The organism is Xanthomonas citri pv. mangiferaeindicae (assembly GCA_002240395.1).
Lineage (GTDB): Bacteria > Pseudomonadota > Gammaproteobacteria > Xanthomonadales > Xanthomonadaceae > Luteimonas > Luteimonas citri_A.
The window spans coordinates 2,068,129-2,087,306 of the sequence record CP016836.1 but is presented as its reverse complement, the minus strand read 5'-3'; the positions used below and the strand labels follow the sequence as shown (position 1 = coordinate 2,087,306).

At 69.5% G+C, this 19,178-nt stretch carries 16 protein-coding genes and 1 pseudogene; 1 reads left to right on the top strand and 16 read right to left on the bottom strand.

Going from position 1 to position 19,178, the window contains the following annotated elements; translation table 11 throughout:
• Positions 1-34: 34 nt before the first annotated feature.
• The 15 genes and pseudogenes from BEN78_08960 to BEN78_08890 all read right to left on the bottom strand — a co-directional run bounded on the left by BEN78_08960 (position 35) and on the right by BEN78_08890 (position 17,141).
• The gene (locus tag BEN78_08960; GenBank protein ASR43482.1) at positions 35-946 is read right to left on the bottom strand and encodes a hypothetical protein; all 912 of its coding nucleotides are present in this window, start codon (positions 944-946) and stop codon (positions 35-37) included.
• The gene (locus BEN78_08955) at positions 943-1,899 is read right to left on the bottom strand and encodes a drug/metabolite exporter YedA (protein ID ASR43481.1); all 957 of its coding nucleotides are present in this window, start codon (positions 1,897-1,899) and stop codon (positions 943-945) included. The genes BEN78_08960 and BEN78_08955 overlap by 4 nt, the downstream gene beginning before the upstream one ends.
• Before the next feature lie 295 nt (positions 1,900-2,194).
• On the bottom strand, positions 2,195-4,384 hold the full coding sequence (locus tag BEN78_08950; GenBank protein ASR43480.1) for a tail-specific protease: 2,190 nt from the start codon (positions 4,382-4,384) through the stop codon (positions 2,195-2,197).
• 201 nt (positions 4,385-4,585) lie between these two features.
• Complete coding sequence (locus BEN78_08945) at positions 4,586-5,590, bottom strand: lipoyl synthase (protein ASR43479.1); 1,005 nt, start codon at positions 5,588-5,590, stop codon at positions 4,586-4,588.
• 81 nt (positions 5,591-5,671) lie between these two features.
• On the bottom strand, positions 5,672-6,352 hold the full coding sequence (locus BEN78_08940; GenBank protein ID ASR43478.1) for an octanoyltransferase: 681 nt from the start codon (positions 6,350-6,352) through the stop codon (positions 5,672-5,674).
• A complete protein-coding gene (locus BEN78_08935; protein ID ASR43477.1) occupies positions 6,349-6,834 on the bottom strand; it encodes a hypothetical protein in 486 nt (161 codons plus the stop codon). Before BEN78_08935 ends, BEN78_08940 begins: the two co-directional genes overlap by 4 nt.
• Positions 6,835-6,850: 16 nt before the next feature.
• A complete protein-coding gene (locus BEN78_08930) occupies positions 6,851-7,129 on the bottom strand; it encodes a hypothetical protein (GenBank protein ASR43476.1) in 279 nt (92 codons plus the stop codon).
• Positions 7,130-7,506: 377 nt separating this feature from the next.
• The gene (locus BEN78_08925) at positions 7,507-8,727 is read right to left on the bottom strand and encodes a serine-type D-Ala-D-Ala carboxypeptidase (protein ASR45037.1); all 1,221 of its coding nucleotides are present in this window, start codon (positions 8,725-8,727) and stop codon (positions 7,507-7,509) included.
• 83 nt (positions 8,728-8,810) lie between these two features.
• A pseudogene (locus BEN78_08920) lies at positions 8,811-10,087 on the bottom strand (hypothetical protein).
• Positions 10,088-10,119: 32 nt separating this feature from the next.
• Positions 10,120-11,250, bottom strand: a complete 1,131-nt coding sequence (locus BEN78_08915) for a lytic murein transglycosylase B (protein ID ASR43475.1) — start codon at positions 11,248-11,250, stop codon at positions 10,120-10,122.
• A gap of 66 nt (positions 11,251-11,316) precedes the next feature.
• A complete protein-coding gene (locus BEN78_08910) occupies positions 11,317-12,426 on the bottom strand; it encodes a rod shape-determining protein RodA (GenBank protein ASR43474.1) in 1,110 nt (369 codons plus the stop codon).
• Complete coding sequence (locus BEN78_08905) at positions 12,423-14,435, bottom strand: penicillin-binding protein 2 (GenBank protein ID ASR43473.1); 2,013 nt, start codon at positions 14,433-14,435, stop codon at positions 12,423-12,425. The genes BEN78_08910 and BEN78_08905 overlap by 4 nt, the downstream gene beginning before the upstream one ends.
• A 6-nt stretch (positions 14,436-14,441) precedes the next feature.
• Positions 14,442-14,921, bottom strand: coding sequence for a rod shape-determining protein MreD (locus tag BEN78_08900; protein ID ASR43472.1), 480 nt, complete (start codon positions 14,919-14,921; stop codon positions 14,442-14,444).
• The gene (locus BEN78_08895) at positions 14,918-15,904 is read right to left on the bottom strand and encodes a rod shape-determining protein MreC (GenBank protein ID ASR43471.1); all 987 of its coding nucleotides are present in this window, start codon (positions 15,902-15,904) and stop codon (positions 14,918-14,920) included. The genes BEN78_08900 and BEN78_08895 overlap by 4 nt, the downstream gene beginning before the upstream one ends.
• 196 nt (positions 15,905-16,100) lie before the next feature.
• A complete protein-coding gene (locus tag BEN78_08890; GenBank protein ASR43470.1) occupies positions 16,101-17,141 on the bottom strand; it encodes a rod shape-determining protein in 1,041 nt (346 codons plus the stop codon).
• A gap of 242 nt (positions 17,142-17,383) precedes the next feature.
• On the opposite strand from BEN78_08890, the gene BEN78_08885 reads away from it, so the two are divergent.
• Positions 17,384-18,331, top strand: coding sequence for a sugar kinase (locus BEN78_08885; protein ASR43469.1), 948 nt, complete (start codon positions 17,384-17,386; stop codon positions 18,329-18,331).
• A 75-nt stretch (positions 18,332-18,406) separates the two neighbouring features.
• Here BEN78_08885 and BEN78_08880 read toward each other — a convergent pair whose 3' ends face one another.
• Positions 18,407-19,174, bottom strand: a complete 768-nt coding sequence (locus BEN78_08880) for a hypothetical protein (GenBank protein ID ASR43468.1) — start codon at positions 19,172-19,174, stop codon at positions 18,407-18,409.
• Between the last annotated feature and the right edge of the window lie 4 nt (positions 19,175-19,178).

Here is a 19,178-nt window from a genome sequence, read left to right as displayed (position 1 = left end):
CTCGGACGCCGGACGCAAGCCTGGGCCCGCGCAGTCAGGCCTGTTGCGCAACGATGCGGCGACGCGCCTGCAGGTAACCGTCGACCGCGAACACAGCCAAGCCCGCCCAGATGAAGGCGAACCCGGCAGCGCGGTCAGCGCCGAACGGCTCGCCGAAGAAGAACACCCCCAGCAGCAGTTGCAGCGTCGGGCCGATGTACTGCATCAGCCCGACCACCGTCAGCGGCACGCGCCGCACCGCATAGGCGAAGCAGATCAGCGGGATCGCGGTCAGCGCGCCGCCCATCACCAGCAGCACATCGGTGAGGCCGCCCCAGCGCAGCGAGAAGAAGCCGCCCCCGCCACGCAGTTCCAGCCAGACCAGCGCGAGCAGCGCCGGCCCGAATACGAACAGGTTCTCCACCCCCAGGCCCTTGACCGCCTCGACTGCCGCGAACTTGCGGATCAGGCCGTACAGCGCGAACGAGCCGGCCAAGCACAGCGCGATCCACGGAAAGCTGCCGTAGTTGAAGGTCAGCCACAGCACACCGCAGGCCGCCAGCACCACGGCGATCCACTGCGGCCGCGACAGCCGTTCGCGCAGGAACAGCACGCCGATGACCACGTTGAGCAACGGGTTGATGAAGTAGCCCAGGCTCGCCTCGACCACGTGGCCGCTGTTGACCGCCCACACGTACAGGCTCCAGTTGCCGGCGATCAACACACCCGATAGCGCCAGCATGCCGGCCAGGCGCGGCTGGGCGATGGTCTCGCGCAGCCAACCGCGCCCGTGGCGCAGTGTCAGCCAGGCGGCCACGAGGATCGCGCACCAGATCGCCCGGTGCAGCACGATCTGCAGCGACGGCACCTCGCGCAGCAGATGCCAGTACATCGGCATCAGCCCCCAGATCACGAAGGCCGCAGCGGCGATCCACGTGCCGCGAGGGGCCTGCACGGCGTCGTTCATGCCTCGTCTCCGGCCGCGGCAGGAACAGGTGCCTTGCGCGCGCGGCCCAGCGTGATCGCCACGACCGCCGCCAGGATCACCGCCATCGCGCCCAGGTCGTGCGCGGTGAACCGCTCGGCGGCCAGCCAAGCGCCGAGCACCACGGCGATCGCCGGATTGACGTAGGCGTAGCTGCTGGCCAGCGTCGGGCGGACGTTGTGCAGCAGCCACACGTAGGCGGTGAAGCCGACGATCGAGCCGAACGACGCCAGATAGGCGAGCGCGAGATGCCCCTTGGGCGTCGGGGGCACGTCCAGCCGCTCCCCCAACAGCAGGCCCGTGGCGAGGATCAAGACGCCGCCGGCGAGCATCTGCGCCGCGGCGGCCATGAACGGCGACGGCAGATCGCGGCCGCGGCTCCAGACCGAACCGAAGGCCCAGGCCAGCGGCGCGATCAGCAGCGCGACCAGGCCGGCGGGCGTCGAGGTCAGCGAACTGCCGGCGTTGAGCCACAGCACGCCGACGAAGCCAATCGCCAGGCCCGCCCATTCGATGGGGCCGGGCCGCTCGCCGCGCATGACCGAGAACAGCGCCACCCAGATCGGCACCGACGCCACCGCGACTGCGGCCAGGCCCGACGACACGCTCTGCTCGGCGATGCAGACCATGCCATTGCCCAATCCCAGCAGCAGCACGCCCATCGCAATCACGTTCGGCCACTGGGCACGCGTGGGCGCGGGCACACCGCGCAGGCGCAGCACGGCGTACATCAGCGCACCGGCGGCAATGAAGCGCGTACCGGCCATCAGCAGCGGCGGATAGCCGCCTTCGAGCGCGAAGCGGATCGCCAGATAGGTCGAGCCCCAGACCACATAGACGGCCGTCAACGCCAGGCCGATGGCCAATACCGACGCCGGACGCGCACTGGACGCGTTGCTCATGGGGGCAGTTCCAAAAAAGGGGCAGGCCCGCATCAGCGGGCCGCAGATTCTACGCCGGGTGCCCGTTGCATGGCTGGAATGGCGGTGTTGCACGACGTGGCGCCGACCGCTGCGCGCACCGGAAACGCCCTTTCGCTGAACCTGCACATTCCGGTGTATCGGCGGCGTCGGGCATCGGCCTGACGGCTTACATGCCCAATGCGCGCGTCGTGGGAGGCATCCTTCATCGCGGCGTCATTTCGCAGGGGCAATGCGCCACCAGCGCCGAAGCGCAAAAAAAAACCGCCGCGACAGGCGGCGGTTTTTTGAAACCGACTGAGAGCGTGGCTCAGCGCGCCCAGCGACCGGGGCCGGTCGATTCGGGCAACACCGAGGCCGAGAGTTTGCGGTCGTTGTTGAGCAGGCGCACGGCATCGGCCAGGATCGCAGAGGCCTCGCGCAGCAGCGGGTCCGGACGCTCCTCGGCCGCCTTCTCCAGACGGGCCTGCTGCGCGATCGCACGCTCGCTCGCCTGCAGGCCGTCGTCATCGGAGTCCTCGGCCAGCGGATCGAGCTCCAGGCCCAGCGCCTTGCGCTCTTCCTGGCGCTGCGCGCGCTTGGCGGTCTGGCGATCGCGCTCGGCGCGCCGCTCGGCCTCGTTGAGCGAGACCCACTTCTTCTCGCGCTCGGCCCGGAACTCGGCGATGTCTTCGGCCCACCACTGGAATTCCTTGTCGGTGGCGACGCGGGTGTCGTGGAGTTGTTCGAGCTGCGGCAGCAGTTCGCCGAAGTTGCCGTATTGGGTGTGCGGCACGGCGGCGATGCGCGACCACGGCAGGGCGTTGTCGTAGGTGCTCTCGCCGAACTCGGTGGCATCCACCGTCACCGGGAAGTGGATGTCCGGCTCCACGCCCTTGTTCTGCGTGCTGCTGCCGCCGGGCAGGAAGAACTGCGCGATCGTCAGCTTGACCTGCCCGTAGCGCTTGTTCTCGTTGGCCGGCCACCGGTCCAGATCGACCAGGTTCTGCACCGTGCCCTTGCCGAACGTGGTCTCGCCGATGATCAGGCCGCGCCCGTAGTCCTGGATGGCGCCGGCGACGATTTCCGAGGCGGAGGCCGAACCGCGATTGATCAGCACCGCCAGCGGGCCGTCCCAGGCGACGCCGGGATCGCGATCGCCCTGCACGCCGACACGGCCGCCCGACTCGCGCACCTGCACCACGGGGCCCTGGTCGATGAACAGCCCGGTCAGTTCGACCGCCTCGTTCAGCGAACCACCGCCGTTGTTGCGCAGGTCCAGCACCACGCCGTCGACCTTGTCCTGCTTGAACTGCTCGAGCAGGCGGGCCACATCGCGCGTCGCCGAGGCGTACTCGCCGTTGCGGCTGCGACGCCCCTCGAAGTCCTGATAGAACGCCGGCAGCTTGATCACGCCGATGCGCTTGTCGACGCCGCCCTCGGTTGCCGGCAGGGTCAGCGTCTCGGCCTTCGCGGCCTGCTCTTCCAGGCGCACGCGGGCGCGGGTGAGCGTGATGCGCACCGGCTCGCTGTCGAGCGTGGCCTCGGCGGGGATCACATCCAAGCGCACCTGGGTGTCCTTGGGGCCCTTGATCTTCTCGACGACGTCGTCGATGCGCCAGCCGATCACATCCTCCATCGGCCCGTTGGTGCCCTGGCCGACGCCGACGATGCGATCGCCGGGCTTGAAGCGGTTGCTCAGCGCCGCGGGACCGCCGGCGATAACCTCGCGGATCACGACCACGTCGTCCTGCTTCTGCAACTGCGCACCGATGCCCTCGAGCGACAGCGACATGCTCTGGTTGAACAGGCGCGCGGCACGCGGATTGAAGTAGTCGGTGTGCGGATCGATGACGCCGGTGTAGGCATTGAGGAAGCTGCTGAAGGCGTCCTCGTCGTTGTACGCGGCGACCGTGTTCGCCTGGTTGAGATAGCGCCGATCGAGCGTCTTGCGGATCTCGTCAGGCTGCTTGCCGGCCAGCTTCAGGCGCAGCCAGTCGTTGCGCACCGATTGCCGCCACAGCGCGTCGAGCTCGGCGCCGTCGGCCGCCCACGCAGCATCCTTGCGGTCGTATTCCCAGCGGTCGTTGCCGCTGAAGTCGAAGATGTCCTGCGACAGCAGGTTGCGGGCCTGGGCGGTGCGCTCGGAGACGCGGGTCTTGAACAGCGCGAAGATCTCCAGTGCCGGCGCGATGTCGCCGTCGCGCACCGCCGCGCCCATCTTCGGCCGCAGCGCCTCGAAGCGCGTGATGTCCTGCTGGGTGAAGAAGACCTTGCCCGGATCCAGGTTCTCGAAGTACCGGTCGAAGATCTCGCTCGACATGCCCGCATCGAGCGGACGCGGCCGGTAGGCGTAGCGGCTGTCGGACAGCAACCCGTAGACGAGCTTGGACGCCGCGACCTGGTCCACGTTCGGCGTCGCCGGGACCTCGGCGATGGCGTCGGGCCTGGCCATCAGCGCCAATGGCACCGCCAGCGCCAGGGCGATCAGTGAGCCGGAAACGACACGGGAAGCTTTCATTCGGTGTCCTGCGCTGCGGGTTCGGGAAATCATGGACAGGTCATCGAGCCTGTCGCGTGAATAGACGTGATGACAGTGCCGAAAGTTGCATGTCCGATGCAAGCCGGACACGCAATCCGTTGTGTTGCGGACACGCTGCGTCCCGCCGGAGGCCCGGCGTTCACCCGTTCGTCAGGCTCGGCCACACGGGCCGAACATGGCTCAGGCGGCGACGCCGGCTTCCATCGCCTGGCGATCGGCGTGGTAGGACGAGCGCACCAGCGGGCCGGAGGCGACGTGGCTGAAACCCAGCGCCATGCCGTAATCCTCGAGGGCCTTGAACTCGTCGGGGGTCCAGTAGCGCAGCACGGGATGGTGGTGCGCGGACGGCTGCAGATACTGGCCGATGGTGACCATGTCCACGTCGTGCGCGCGCAGGTCGCGCAGCGTGCCCTGCACCTGCTCCATGGTCTCGCCCAGGCCGAGCATGATGCCCGACTTGGTCGACACCTCCGGATGCTGGGCCTTGAACTTCTGCAGCAGGGTCAGCGACCACTGGTAGTCGGCGCCGGGCCGGACGTTGCGATACAGATCCGGCACCGTCTCGACGTTGTGGTTGAACACGTCCGGCGGATCGGTCCGCAGGATCTCCAATGCGCGCTCCATGCGGCCCTTGCCGCGGAAATCGGGCGTGAGGATCTCGATGCGGATGTTCGGCGACAGCGCGCGGACTTCGCGGATGCAGTCGACGAAATGCTGGGCACCGCCGTCACGCAGGTCGTCGCGGTCGACCGAGGTGATCACCACGTACTTCAGGCCCATGTCGGCGATCGTGTTCGCCAGGTTGCGCGGCTCCGAGGCGTCCGGCGGCTTGGGCCGGCCATGGGCGACGTCGCAGAAGGAGCAGCGGCGGGTGCAGACCTCGCCCAGGATCATGAACGTCGCGGTGCCGTGGCCGAAGCACTCGTGGATGTTCGGGCAGCTGGCTTCCTCGCAGACCGTGACCAGCCGGTTCTCGCGCAGCTTCGACTTGAGCGCGGCGACCGCACCATTGGACGGGATGCGCACGCGGATCCACGAGGGCTTGCGCAGCACCGGCGCCTGCGCGAATTGCACGGGCGAGCGGGCGATCTTGTCGCCGGCCACCTGCTTGACGCCGGTCTCCAGCGATGCCGGCGGCGCGGACACCACCTGCAGCGGAATCGATTTGTCGGCGGTCTGGGTCATGGCGAAGGCATTGCGCGGATCGGATGGCCATTGTAGGCCCCCGCCCCCGCAGTGTCTGCGGCAGGCAGGAGACGCTGCGTGTCAGCAGGGTGGTACGGCCTCGGGAAGTACCGGGGCCGGCGCATCCGACAGGGTCAGACCGAACTGCTGCGCCAGGTGTCCGAGCAGCACCGGCGCGACGGTCTCCGTCGTTGCGCTGCCGCCCAGGTCGGCCAGCGAGACCACCTGCAGGCCCTGGTAGCCGCAGGGATTGATCCGCTGGAACGGCTCGAGGTCCATCGCGACGTTGAATGCGAGGCCATGGAACGTGCGACCCCGGCGCACACGAATGCCGAGCGCGGCGATCTTGGCGCCGGCGACATAGACGCCGGGCGCGCCTTCGCGTCGCACCGCCTCGATGTTCCAGTCGGCCAGCGTGTCGATGACCGCCTGCTCGATCCGGCAGACGTACTCGCGCACGCCGACCTTCAGCCGGGGCAGGTCCAGCAGCGGGTAAACCACCAGTTGGCCGGGCCCGTGGTAGGTCACCTGCCCGCCGCGGTCGACCTGCACGACCGGGATATCGCCCGGCGCGAGCACATGCTCGGGCTTGCCGGCCTGGCCGAGGGTGAACACCGGGTCGTGCTCGACCACCCACAGTTCGTCGTCCGTGTTCGCGTCGCGGGCATCGGTGAAGCGCTGCATGGCCTGCCAGACGGGGATATACGCCTGGCGCCCGAGCCGGCGCACGGACGCGGGGAGCGGCGCAGACACGTCGGTCATCCCCACCCTCCCGCGAACGCCGGCACCAGCCCGCCCCGCGGCACGGACGCCCCATCCAGGAACGCGCACAGGATCCTGGCGACCGGGTCGTCGCCGGCCCGCTCGAGCTGGGCCAGCGCGCGGTGGTCGGTCTGAAGGCCGGCGAACGCCGGCGCCTCGCCGTCCTCCGGCGGCGCCTCGGCCCAGGCCATCGGCCAGTCCGGCAGCAGCGGGGCGGCGCGCTCGGCGCGCACCAACAGGCGGACCTCGCAATGCCGGGGATCGGCAGCGATCCGTGAAAACAGCGCATCGACCACGGGGGCGGGACCCTCCAGCAATTGCATGAACAACCCGTCGCGCAGCGCCAGCAGGCCGCTGACGCCGCGTCGCGCGTTGGCTTGGCGGGAATCCTGCAACAACGCGCGCATGTCGGACACGGTGAATTCGTACAGCTGCCCGCTGCGATAGAGCAATTGCCGGTTCACGCGCGGGACGCCCTGCACCTGGATTGCGAGTGGGTCACAGCGTCCACTTGACCTCGGGATGCGCGCGCAACGCCTCGTGCGCCGCGTCGTACTGCGCCCGCGTCTCTGCGCGGATGCTCAGGCGCACGGACACGTAGCGCCCGCCGCTCGATGCGCGGGTGTTCACCGTCTCGTGCAGCACGGCAACGCCTGCATCGCCGAGCAGTCGCGGCAGTTCGGTCTCCAGGCCGGCATCGGCGGCGCCCATCGCGGTGAGCTCGAACACGCCCGGGAACTGGAAGCCGTGCTCGGGATTATCTGATTTGATGTCCATCGACGGATTATCGGGGCTGCCGGGGCCGAACCCAAGCAATGGCGGTGCAAGCGCCCGACCGACCGGATCTTCTTCTTCGGACGGGCAGCAGCCCGCCGGCCGGAAACCGCTCTCCCCTCGGTCAGGACATCCTGTCCTGACTCGGGCGCGCGCCATCCTTGGCGCGCTCGACGCGGTCACCGGCCGTCAGTCCGCTGCCGCGGACGTTTGCAAACAGACTTCGGTCAGCGCGGAGTCGCCCCAGGAGGAAGTCGCGAACTCTCAGCCTCAGTGTGTCGCGCCCGGCGGGGACTGCGATAACAAAAGCCGGGGTAGGCCGTACCCGGTTTCGAAGAAAAAAGGCCGGCATTTGCCGGCCTTTTCCGTGACAGGTGGACTCAGGAGTTCCACCACATCAGGAACTCGTGCCACAGCCGCTTGAAGAAGCCGGCCTCCTCGACCGCCTCGAGCGCGACCAGCGGACGCTGCGCAATGACCTTGCCGTCGAGGACGACGCGCACCGTGCCGATCTGCTGGCCCTTCTCGATCGGCGCGACCAGGGTCTCGGGGATGTCCATCGACGGCTTGAGTTGCGCGTACTTGCCGCGCGGCATGCTGACCAGCATCGGCTCGGCCACGCCCAACTGCACCTCGTCGGCCTTGCCCTTCCACACCTTCTGCGTCGAGACCGCCTTCTGGGCGTCGTAGACCGCGTGGGTCTCGAAGAAGCGGAACCCCCAGTTGAGCAATGCCAGCGAATCGGTGGCGCGCTGGGCCTCGCTCGTCGAGCCCATGACGACCGAGATCAGCCGCTGGTCGCCGCGCAGCGCCGAGGCCATCAGGCAATAGCCGGCGCCGGAGTGGTGACCGGTCTTGATGCCGTCCACGCTGTCGTCGCGCCACAGCAGCCGGTTGCGGTTGTGCTGGGTGATCGGCCCGACCGTGAATTCCTTGATCTTGTTGTGCGCGTATTCCTCGGGATAGTCGCGCACCATCGCGCGGCCCAGAATCGCCAGGTCGTGCGCGGTCGAGTAATGCTCGGGGCCGGACAGGCCGGTGGCATTGGTGAAGTGGGTGTTCTTCATGCCGATGCGTTCGGCGTAGGCGTTCATCAGCTGGGCGAACGCCTCCTCGCTGCCGGCCACGTGCTCGGCCAGCGCGATCGCCGCGTCGTTGCCCGACTGCACGACCATGCCGATCTCCATGTCCAGCAGCGGTGCGCGCTGGTTCACCGGGAAGCCGCTGTAGCTGCCGTCGGTGCCCGCGCCGCCCTTGCGCCAGGCGTTCTCGCTCATCAGCACCTGGTCGTCCGGCTTGACCTTGCCGGCCGCCATCTCGGCGGCGATCACGTAGCTGGTCATCACCTTGGTGATGCTGGCCGGCTCCACGCGCTGGTCGGCATTCTCGCCAGCCAGGACCTGACCGGTTGCATAGTCCATCAGCACCCAGGCCGTGCCGGTCACCTCCGGCGGCGGCGGCGTGGGCAGCGCATCGCTGAGTGCAGCGCCCCCCTCGCCGGCGGCGGCCGGCGCAGGCGCCGGTGCAGGTGTCGGCCGCGGCGCGGGGTCCTGGGCGACCGCAAGGCCGACCACCGCGGTGGCCATGGCGGACAGCAGCATGCGCGAAACGACGACAGGCACTTTCATCTGCAACGGAACTCCGGAATGCCCGCCGCGACGGCAGGCGGGGAAATGGGAAATACTCAGTCGCGCACGACGGTCGGCGCACCGAAGCCGAGCCCGGCGACACGCGAGGTCATCTCGGCGACGCGCGCGGCGTCGACCGGCCCCACGCGCAGGCGCCACACCGGTTTGCCGGCGGCGGTGCCGTCCTCGAGCTGGGCCGCGCCAATGCCGGCGCCGCGCAGGGTGGCCAGCGCCCGCTCGGCATTGGCCCGGGCGCCGAACGCGGCGACCTGCAGGGTGACGCCCCCGAGGCCGGCGCCACGACCGGACGCGCGGGCGCGGGCGTCGGCGTCGGCGACGTTGCAGCGGCGACCGGGACCGGCGCCGCTGCAGGCACGGTCGCGGCCGCAACCGCCCCATTGATTGGGACCTGGCGCCCGTTCTCGAGCTTGAGCCCGCGCGCGGCGAGCCAGGCATCGAAATCGTCGGCGGTCATGACCTTGCCGTTCTGATACATGTTGAACCGCCCGTCCGCCGCGCTGGGCTGCGGCAACGGCGCGGGACGCTCGCCGGCACGCGCGCTGGCGATGGGCAGGGCTTCGACGATGGCGTCGATCGTGCTCGTCGCCTGCGGCGCTGCCGGGCGCGGCGTGGCCGTAGCGACCGTGGCAGCGGGTGCGGCCGTGGGCGACTGTGCAACGGCGCGGTAGTCGTGTCGCGCGTTCTCGCCCGGGCTCAGCGCGCGGACTTCGACCCGGCCGGTGCCGGCCGGATGGATGCCGATCTTCACCGCGGCGGCATAGCTCAGGTCGACGACGCGACCGTCATGGAACGGGCCGCGATCATTGACCCGCACCACCACCGACTGTCCGGTGTCTAGGTTGGTCACCCGCGCAAAGCTGGGCAGCGGCAGCGACTTGTGCGCCGCGGTGAACGCGTACATGTCGTAGACCTCACGATTGGAGGTCAGCCGGCCATGGAACTTGGCGCCGTAGTACGAGGCGGTGCCGGTCTCGACGAATTCGCTGTGGTCGTCGAGCACGCGATAGGTCTTGCCGAGCACCTGGTAGGGGCTGCGGTTGCCGATCTCCGAACGCGGCAGATCGACGACCTCCGGCTCGGGAATCGCATCGACGTTGGGCAGGTAGTCGGGCAGGCTGTCGGGGACACCGGGCTTGTAAAGGCCGCCTGCGGTGTAGTGCCCGCGGGTCCGGGGATCCTCCTGCGCCGGCGCGTACGGCGACACCCGACGTGCGCCATGCGCAGACGATGCGGCACTCGCCGGCGTGCCGACCCGTTCGCCGCCGGAGGCGGCCACTGGCTTCTTGGGCGCGCCCGCGCAGCCGGCGAGCATCAGCAGGGGGGCCGCCGGCAGCAGCCAGCGGATCACGGACCGACCCCCGCCCGGATCGCCTGCGCCAGCTGGTGCACCGACAGCGAGTACATCGGCGAGCGGTTGTAGCGGGTGATCACGTAGAAGTTGCGGTAGGCCAGCCAGTACTCGGTGCCCGCCTCGCCGTCCAGCGACAGCAGCGTGCCGCCCTCGGCGGTGGGCTCGCCGGAGAGCGGCGTGTAGCCGCGCGCGGCAAGATCGGCCAGCGGATACACCGGCTCCCAGTTCTCGGGCTTGAAGTCGGCGGCGCCGTCGGCGCGCTGCGCGCGCGCGACCACTGGGCCGCCACGCTGCCAGCCGTGGACGACGAAGTAGTTGGCGATCGAGGCGAACACGTCGGGCTTGTGGGTCAGCAGATCGCGACGGCCATCGCCATCGCCGTCCTTGGCCCACAGCCGGTAGCTCGACGGCATGAACTGGCCCATGCCCATCGCGCCGGCATAGCTGCCCTTGAGCTCGCCGATCTCAAGCTGCGGCTCGGCCTTTTGCAACGCGAACAACTGCGCCAGTTCGCCGGCGAAGAACGGCGCGCGCGGCGGGTAATCGAACGCCAGGGTGTAAAGCGCGTCGAGCACTTTCCAGTTGCCGGTCACCCGGCCGTAGCTGGTTTCCACGCCGATGATCGCGACGATGTACTCGGCCGGCACGCCACTGTCGGCGGCCACGCGCTCGAGCGCCTCGCGGTTGTCGCGATAGAACGCCACGCCGCCATCGATACGCGCGGGGTTGATGAAGATCGGCCGGTAGTCGCGCCAGGGCCGCACGGCCTCGGCAGGGCGGCTGATCGCATCGAGGATTTTCTGCTGGACCTGGGCCTGCGCGAGCGTGCTGCGGATGCGCGCCGGATCGACCCCATAGGTCGTTGCCGTGTACTGGACGAAATTCTCCACGCGCTGCGCGCGCGGGATCGCCGGATCGGTGACCGATGGCGGCGCGACCGGCCGTTCCGGCGGCTGCGGCACCGAGGGCAGCAGCGCGCCCTCCGGGCGTTCTGGCTCGGCCAGCGGCGTGACCGCGCGATAGTCGTCGGCCTGGGCATCGGCGTGATTGGCAGGCGTCGCGCAGGCCGCCAATGCGAATGGCAGCGCGGCCAGGGAGAGTCGGAAGAACGGGCGTCGGCTCATCGGCGGCGAGGGTAGCACGCGTGCACGCAACGCCAACACTGCACCGCCGCCATCGTTGTGACGCGGTCAGCGTCGCCGCAGGCCGCTGGCCTGCACCGCCATCACCACGCCGAAGCCGGCGAGCAGCGACACCGCGGCGGTCCCGCCGAAACTGAGCAGCGGCATCGGCACCCCGACCACTGGCAGCAGGCCCGAGATCATGCCGCCGTTGACGACCACGTACACCGACATCGCCAGGCCCAGGCTGCCGACCAGCAGCCGCGAGAAGCCATCGCGCGCCTGGCTGGCGATCCACAGGCAACGACCGATCACGAACAGGTAGAGCGCCAGTACGACCACGACCCCGAGCCAGCCGAACTCCTCGCTGAGCACCGCGAACACGAAGTCGGTCGTGTGCTCGGGCACGTAGTTGAGATGGGATTGCGAACCGTCGCCCCAGCCCTGCCCGGTCAAGCCGCCCGAGCCGATGGCGATCCGGGACTGGATGATGTTCCAGCCCGTGCCCAGGGGGTCGGACTCGGGATCGAGAAAGGTCAGGATGCGGTCCTTCTGGTAGGGCTGCAGGTACCAGAACCAGGCTGCGGGCGCGCCCACCGCGGCGACCGTGGCGCCGCCGACGAACCACCACCACGACAGGCCCGCCAGGTACAGCGCGAACGCGCCGCCCGAGGCGACCAGGACCGCGGTGCCCAGATCGGGCTGCAGCAGCACCAGGCCGGTGGGCAGGCCGATGATCGCGGCCGCAACTGCGATCGCGCCCAGTCGCGGCGGCGTGGGCTGCTGTCCCAGCCACCAGGCCGCCATCATCGGCAGCGAGAGCTTCATCAACTCGGCCGGCTGCACATAGAACACGCCCAGGTTGAGCCAGTGCTGGCCGCTGCGCCCGGTGCCCACGAACAGCACCGCGATCAGCGGCAGCAGCGAGGCGGCATAGGCCAGCGGCGTGAAGCGTCGCAACTGCACGGCCGGAATCCGCGAAAGCAGCCACATCGCCCCCAGACCCACGGCGTAGCGCCCGGCCTGGGACCCGACCATCGCCATGTTCTTGCCGCTGGCGCTGTGCAGCACCGCCAGCCCAATGCCCATCAGCGCCACCAGCGCCGCCAGCAACGGCCAGTCGAGCGTGCGTGTGAAGCGCAGCCACAGGTCCAGCAACCAGCGCAGGATCACCTTCATCGCCGCGCCTCCGCCGGCGCAGGCGCAGGCTCGGCGACTGCGCCCGGCGGCACCGTGCGCACGCCGTCGACGACGCCCTCGAACGAGACCTCGCGTGCCGGTGTGGCGCCGGGCGCGGCGGCGACGACCGCAGCCGGGGCCCCGGTCATCGGATCCACTTCGACCTCGGGCATCGTGCCCAGCAGCCAGGCATCGAAGATCCGGCGCGCAATCGGCGCGGCCGCTGTGCCGCCGTAACCGCCATGCTCGACGGTCACCGCGACGGCGATGGTCGGATCCTCGGCCGGCGCATAGCCGACGAACAAGGCCTGGTGGCGCAGATGGTAAGGCAGCGCGCGCGGGTCGAGGCTGGCATTGCCGCGGCGGCTCACGCGCTGCGCGGTACCGGTCTTGCCGGCCATGCGGTACTGCGCGCCCCGCGCCATCGCGGTTGCCGATCCACGGCCATGGATCGTGTTCATCATCCCCTCCTGCACGGCACGCAGGTGGTCGGGGCGATCGGTGATGCGCTCGCCCGGCGGGCGCGCGATCGGCCGCCACGGCGCATCGAAGCCGTCGCGGCGCTCGGCCGCCAGGTGCAAGGTGTTGAGCACGCCGCCATTGGCGATCGCCGAGGTGCCGCGCGCCAGCTGCAGCGCGGTCGCGATCCAATAGCCCTGGCCGATGCCGGCGATGACTGTTTCGCCCGCGTACCAGGGCTCCTTGCTGCGCTGGGCCTTGTAGCGCGGCGACGGCACTACGCCGGGATTCTCGCCCAGCAGGTCGATGCCGGTGGGTCGACCGAAGCCGTAGCGCGTCATGTACTGGTCGAAGCGCTCGATGCCCATCTCGTAGGCGAGCTGGTAGTAGTAATAGTTGACCGAGCGGGAGATCGAGTCGCGCAGGTCGGTCCAGCCGCCACCGCGTCCAGCGTCGCGGTAACCGCGCCGCTGGCCGGGGATGAAGAATTCGCCGGTGGAGAACACCCGGTACTCGGGCGTGCGCAGGCCGCTGTCGAGGCCAGCGAGCGCGACCAGGGGCTTGATCGTCGAGCCCGGCGGGCCGCCGCCGAGCACGTTGCGGTTGAACAGCGGCCGCGCCGGATCATCCATCAGCCGACGGTAGTCGGTATGCGAAATGCCGTTGACGAACAGGTTGGGATCGAAGCTCGGCAGACTGACCATGCCCAGGATCAGTCCGGTCTTGGGCTCGACAGCGACCGCCGAGCCGTGCAGGCCGCCGAAGGCGAGCACCATCGCGCGCTGCAACTCGGCATCGATGCTCAGCCGCAGGTCGGTGCCCGCGGTCGCCGGCACCAGGCCGAGCCGGCGCAGCGCGCGGCCCTCCACGTTGGTCTCGACCTGTTCGTAGCCGATCTTGCCGCGCAACTGTGCGTCGTAGTACCGCTCCAGCCCGGTCCGCCCGGTCTGCGGGAACAGCAGGTGCGCCTGGCCGTAGCGCTCGATGTCGCTGTCGTCAGTGCGGCCGACGTAGCCGACCACGTGCGCGAACAGGTCGCCGTAGGGATAGTGCCGGTTGAGATAGGGCACGACTTCCACGCCCGGGAAGCGCCAGCGGTCGATCGCAAAGCGCGCCATCTCGTCCTCGCTGATGCGCAGCTTCAGCGTCACCGGCCGGAACCCGCGCTGCGCCTTGCGCTCGCGCTCGAAGCGCGCGATGTCGTCGGGAGACAGGGCGATGATGCGCGACAGGTCGGCGACCAGTTGCCGGGGGTCGCCGGCCTCCTCGGGCGTGACATCGAGCCGGTACGCCTGCTCGTTGCTGGCCAGGATGCGGCCTTGCCGGTCGTAGATCAGCCCGCGGCCGGGCACCACCGGGCGCGGCTTGATGCGGTTGGCCTCCGAGCGTTTGGCGTAGACCTCATGGTCGATCACCTGCAGCTTGAAGTACCAGCCGGCGAGCACCGAGAGCGCGGCCACGACCAGCACGAAGCCCAGCAACGCGCGACGCGCGAACGCCGCGGCCTCGGCGGCGTTGTTGCGGACATTCGAACGACGACGCCCGGCCATGTGCGGTCAGGTCCGGCGCCCGAAGCGCAGTGCGTCCATGACCAGGTACAGCGGCGCCCACAGCAGCATGCCCAGCAGCGGTGCGATCCAGTATGTCCAGGGCAACTGCGGCAGGCCCAGCGCGCCGTGGATCGCGGCACTGACGATGCGGTCGTTGAGCAACAGCCCACCGACCGCCGCCGCCTGCTGGGCAACCGGGAAAAAGCGCAGCTGCGAGCGGAAACGCTGCAGGATGAAGCTCATCACCACCAGCCGCAGGGCCTGCTCGCCCAGCAGGCCGCCGAACGCGAGATCGGAGATCAGGCCGACCGAGAACGCCAGGCCCAGGCCCGCGCGATCGGGATCCTCGATCACCCAGTAGGCGACCACCAGCGCCAGCCAGAACGGGCGCAGCGGCTGCAGGCCGGCCGGCAGCGGCAACAGGCCGAGCAGCATCGCGGCCAGCAGGCTCACCGGCAGCAACCAGCGCTTGCGACGGCGAATCATGGCGTGGGCCTCTGGACAGGCGGTGCGGGCTCGGTCGCGGTCGGCGTCGCCGCGGCTGCACCGTCCACCGCGCCCGTCTGCGCGCCGTCTGTGGCGGCCTCGGCAGCGGCAGCGGCTTCCGCCCTGGCGCGTGCTGCGGCCTCGCGCTCGGCCGCGGCCGCATCCAGATCGGCGGTGGTCACCGGCACGACCTCGTCGCGCAGCAGCAACACGTCGCGCCCGCGGTCGAACTGCGCGGCCGGTATCAGGCGGCCGATCAGGAATGCGCGGCTGTCGTCGGGCTCGAGCGAGGCGATCGTGCCGACCGGGAAGCCCGGCGGGAACCGGCCGCCCAGCCCCGAGGTGACCAGCGCGTCGCCGACCTGCACATCGGCCGACAGCGGCACGTTGCGCAGCAGCAGCGCATCGGCATGCCCGCTGCCGTAGGCGACCAGGCGCACACCATTACGCGCCACGACCACTGGCACCGCATGTTCGAGATCGGTCACCAGCAGCACGGTCGCGGTGGTGGACGTCGTCGCGATGACCTGCCCGAGCAGCCCGCCGGCGTCGATGACGCTCTGCCCGGTGCGCACACCGTTGCGGGTGCCCGCATCGAGCAGCAGCCGCTGCCGCGTCGGATCCTGGTCGACATCGAGGACCGGCGCCAGTTGCACGTCCAGATTGCCCTGCCCGACCGCGCCGAGCAGGCGCCGCAGGCGGGCGTTCTCGGTCGCCTCGACCCGCAAGCGGGCCTGGCGGGCGTTGAGTACCAGCAGTTCGTTGCGCAGCCGGCGGTTGTCCTCGGCCAGTTGGGAGCGGGTCGCCGCGTCGTTGCGCATGCTCGTGCCCAGACGCGAGGGCAGGCCGGCCAGCCACCACAGCGGCTGGACGATGACCGCCGCCTGGTGCCTGGCCTCCGACAGCCAGCTGCCGCGGTGGTCCATGACGATCAGCACGCACGACAGTGCCAGGTAGGCCAGCAGCCGCAGCGTGCCGGACACGTCGCCAGATCGGGGAGCCGGTGAGCTGGAAGACGACATCGGGCGTGTTGTCCTGATGGGAGTCGATCGTCAGTCCCGCGGCAGCGGGACGCCAGCGACCTGGAACCGGGCGGACGGCGGGGCGGGCCCCTCATGCCTGCAGCGAGGACGGGACACCAGGTCCTCGACCGCCAGCACTGCCGATGGCGCCGCGCGGTCAGTCGGCGAAGAACTCGTTACCGTGCAGGTCCAGCAACTCCAGCGCCCGGCCGCCACCGCGCGCGACGCAGGTCAGCGGGTCCTCGGCGACCTGGACGTGCAGGCCGGTGGCCTCGCTGATCAGGCGGTCGAGGTCGCGCAGCAGCGCGCCGCCGCCGGTCAGCACGATGCCGCGCTCGGCGACGTCGGCGCACAACTCGGGCGGCGTCTGCTCGAGCGCCTGCTTGACCGCTTCGACGATGCCCGACAGCGGCTCGCGCAGCGCGTCGAGCACCTCGTTGGAGCTGATCGTGATGACCTTGGGCACGCCCTCGGCCAGGTGCCGGCCGGAGACCTCGATCTCGACCACGGGCTCCTGCTGGTAGGCGCAGCCGATCTCGAGCTTGATCCGCTCGGCGGTCGCATCGCCGATCAGCATGCCGTGATTGCGACGCACGTAGTTGATGATCGACTCGTCGAACCGGTCGCCGCCGATGCGGGCCGACTGCGAGTAGACGATGCCGTTGAGCGCGATGACCGCGACCTCGGTGGTCCCGCCGCCGACGTCGACCACCATCGAGCCGCGCGCCTCGGTCACTGGCATGCCGGCGCCGATGGCCGCGGCCATCGGCTCTTCGATCAGCGACACCTCGCGGGCACCGGCCTCGAGCGCCGAATCCTTGATCGCCCGCTTCTCGACCTGGGTCGAGCCGGCGGGCACGCAGATCAGCACGCGGGGGCTGGGGCGCAGGAAACGCGACTTGTGCACCTTCTTGATGAAGTGCTTGAGCATCTCCTCGGTGTACGTGAAGTCGGCGATGACGCCGTCCTTCATCGGGCGATGCGTGGTGATGTTGCCCGGCGTCCGGCCGAGCATCTGCTTGGCCTCGGCGCCGACCGCCGCGACCACCTTCTGGCCGGCGGTCCGGTCCTGGCGCACGGCCACCACGGACGGCTCGTTGAGCACGATGCCCTGGCCGCGGACGAAGATCAGCGTATTGGCGGTGCCCAGGTCGATGGACAGGTCGTTGGAAAACAGGCCGCGGAACTTCTTGAACATCGGAAAAGGGCGTCCGTCAGAGGGGGCGACACAAGCGCGCTAGCCTAGCAAAAAAGCCGATGACCCGCGGCGCCCCGAATGCCCCGTATGGCGCCCGTCCAGACGGCCCGATCGCGCTTCCCGCAGGGCCCGCCCCCGCGGCGCCGCCGGTCTGGGCCGCGCCCTGGGCGGCCCGCATCGAGCCCGGCGCGCGCCGGGTTAACGTAAACTAACCGGCCTTCGACGATGACGAGTTGCGCGCGATGTCTGCATTGATCTGCGGTTCCCTGGCCTACGACACCATCATGGTGTTCCCGGACCAGTTCAAGAACCACATCCTTCCGGACAAAGTGCACATCCTGAACGTTTCGTTTCTGGTGCCGCGCATGCGCCGCGAGTTCGGCGGCTGCGCCGGCAATATCGCCTACAACCTCAAGCTGCTCGGCGGCCATCCCATCCCAATGGGCACCGTGGGCCAGGATTTCGGCCCTTATCGCGAATGGTTCACCGAGCTTGGCATCACGCTCGACTATGTGCGCGAGATTCCCGAGCTGTTCACGCCCCAGGCGTTCATCACCACCGACCACGACAACAACCAGATCACCGCCTTCCACCCGGGCGCGATGATGCGCAGCCACGAGAACCACGTGAAGGACGTGCCCGGGGTGACCATCGGCCTGGTCGGACCCGACGGCCGCGAGGGCATGCTGCAGAACGCACGCGAGTTCGCCGAGGCCGGCACCCCGTTCGTGTTCGATCCGGGTCAGGCGATGCCGCTGTTCAACGGCGACGAACTGCGCCAGTTCATCGAGCTGGCGGACTATGTGATCGTCAACGACTACGAGTCCAACCTTCTGCAGGAGCGCACCGGCTGGGACGAAAAGGTCATCGCCGGCAAGGTGCGCGCCTACATCTGCACGCGCGGCCCCAAGGGCGTGGTGATCCATGCCGAGGGCCAGACCCACGACGTGCCGCCCGCGCACGAGCGCCGCGTGACCGACCCGACCGGCTGCGGCGATGCCTTCCGCGCCGGCCTGCTGTTTGGCATCGACAAGGGCTACGACTGGCTGACCATCGGCCGCATCGGCAACCTGATGGGCGCGCTGAAGGTCGAGCATCCCGGTACCCAGAACCAGCGCTTCGACTACGAAGAGTTTTCGCTGCAGTTCCGACAGCAGTTCGGCTACTCGCTGGAGAGCAAAGGCGGCTGAGCCCGGGGGCGCCGCGCCGGCGGCGTAGAGCGCCCTCCAACCTCGCCGCGCCGCGCTTGAGGTCGCCGCGTCCGATCAGTCCGCGCTCGCGGGCCCGTCGGACGCAGACGGCTGCCAGTAGCTGCTGAAGTGCGGATGCCGGTAGACCTTGGGGATCCGAACGCGTACCGGCGAGCGCAACACCCGGCCCGGCGTGTCGGTCGCGACAATCGCCTGCTGCTGTGGAAACAGGAACACGCACAGCCCATCGAGGGCGGTATCGAATCGGATCGGATGGCGCTGGCCATCGATCATCGCGTCCGGTTGGTCGGCGTACTCGATCGGCTGGATGCGCCCGCGATCCAGGCACTGCCCGTCGTGGTGCATCCAGAATGCCTCGTGCCTTTCGGCATCCGTCGGATCGATGACCGAGGTCTCGGTCAGATGAAAATCGATACGCATGTCGCGCGCGCCTGCGGCCTCCGGTGTCCGCACCCAGACCAGCAACGATGTCGGGCGATAGCCGTCGACAAGGGGCACCGGCAGGCGCAGCACACCACGTGCATCGGGCGCGATGCCACGCACGTCCAGATTGCGCCAACGCGTCCCGAGCACGCCAGCGGCTCGGTTCTTGGCATACGACACCGACACCGGCGGACGGCCATGTGGTTGCCGCCCCAGCGTCATGCCCGGTGGCAGCGCGACCACGATCTGACCGTAGCCGGGCATCGCCAGGTAGACATCCGATTCCACCGTACGCGCCTGGTGATCGAGCTGCGGGCGGCCGAAACCGTCGTTGAACGTCGGCACGTTCTGTGGAAATCCGAGGATCGAACTGCACCCGGACATCACCACCAGCAGCATGGCG

Bases quoted from the DNA above. Each gene is read 5' to 3' on its own strand.
- BEN78_08960 (ASR43482.1), bottom strand. From the start codon at position 946: ATGAACGACGCCGTGCAGGCCCCTCGCGGCACGTGGATCGCCGCTGCG.
- BEN78_08955 (ASR43481.1), bottom strand. From the start codon at position 1,899: ATGCGGGCCTGCCCCTTTTTTGGAACTGCCCCCATGAGCAACGCGTCC.
- BEN78_08880 (ASR43468.1), bottom strand. From the start codon at position 19,174: ATGCTGCTGGTGGTGATGTCCGGGTGCAGTTCGATCCTCGGATTTCCA.
- BEN78_08915 (ASR43475.1), bottom strand. From the start codon at position 11,250: ATGAGCCGACGCCCGTTCTTCCGACTCTCCCTGGCCGCGCTGCCATTC.
- BEN78_08905 (ASR43473.1), bottom strand. From the start codon at position 14,435: ATGGCCGGGCGTCGTCGTTCGAATGTCCGCAACAACGCCGCCGAGGCC.
- BEN78_08940 (ASR43478.1), bottom strand. From the start codon at position 6,352: ATGACCGACGTGTCTGCGCCGCTCCCCGCGTCCGTGCGCCGGCTCGGG.
- BEN78_08910 (ASR43474.1), bottom strand. From the start codon at position 12,426: ATGAAGGTGATCCTGCGCTGGTTGCTGGACCTGTGGCTGCGCTTCACA.
- BEN78_08950 (ASR43480.1), bottom strand. From the start codon at position 4,384: ATGAAAGCTTCCCGTGTCGTTTCCGGCTCACTGATCGCCCTGGCGCTG.
- BEN78_08925 (ASR45037.1), bottom strand. From the start codon at position 8,727: ATGCTGCTGTCCGCCATGGCCACCGCGGTGGTCGGCCTTGCGGTCGCC.
- BEN78_08945 (ASR43479.1), bottom strand. From the start codon at position 5,590: ATGACCCAGACCGCCGACAAATCGATTCCGCTGCAGGTGGTGTCCGCG.
- BEN78_08890 (ASR43470.1), bottom strand. From the start codon at position 17,141: ATGTTCAAGAAGTTCCGCGGCCTGTTTTCCAACGACCTGTCCATCGAC.
- BEN78_08930 (ASR43476.1), bottom strand. From the start codon at position 7,129: ATGGACATCAAATCAGATAATCCCGAGCACGGCTTCCAGTTCCCGGGC.
- BEN78_08885 (ASR43469.1), top strand. From the start codon at position 17,384: ATGTCTGCATTGATCTGCGGTTCCCTGGCCTACGACACCATCATGGTG.
- BEN78_08900 (ASR43472.1), bottom strand. From the start codon at position 14,921: ATGATTCGCCGTCGCAAGCGCTGGTTGCTGCCGGTGAGCCTGCTGGCC.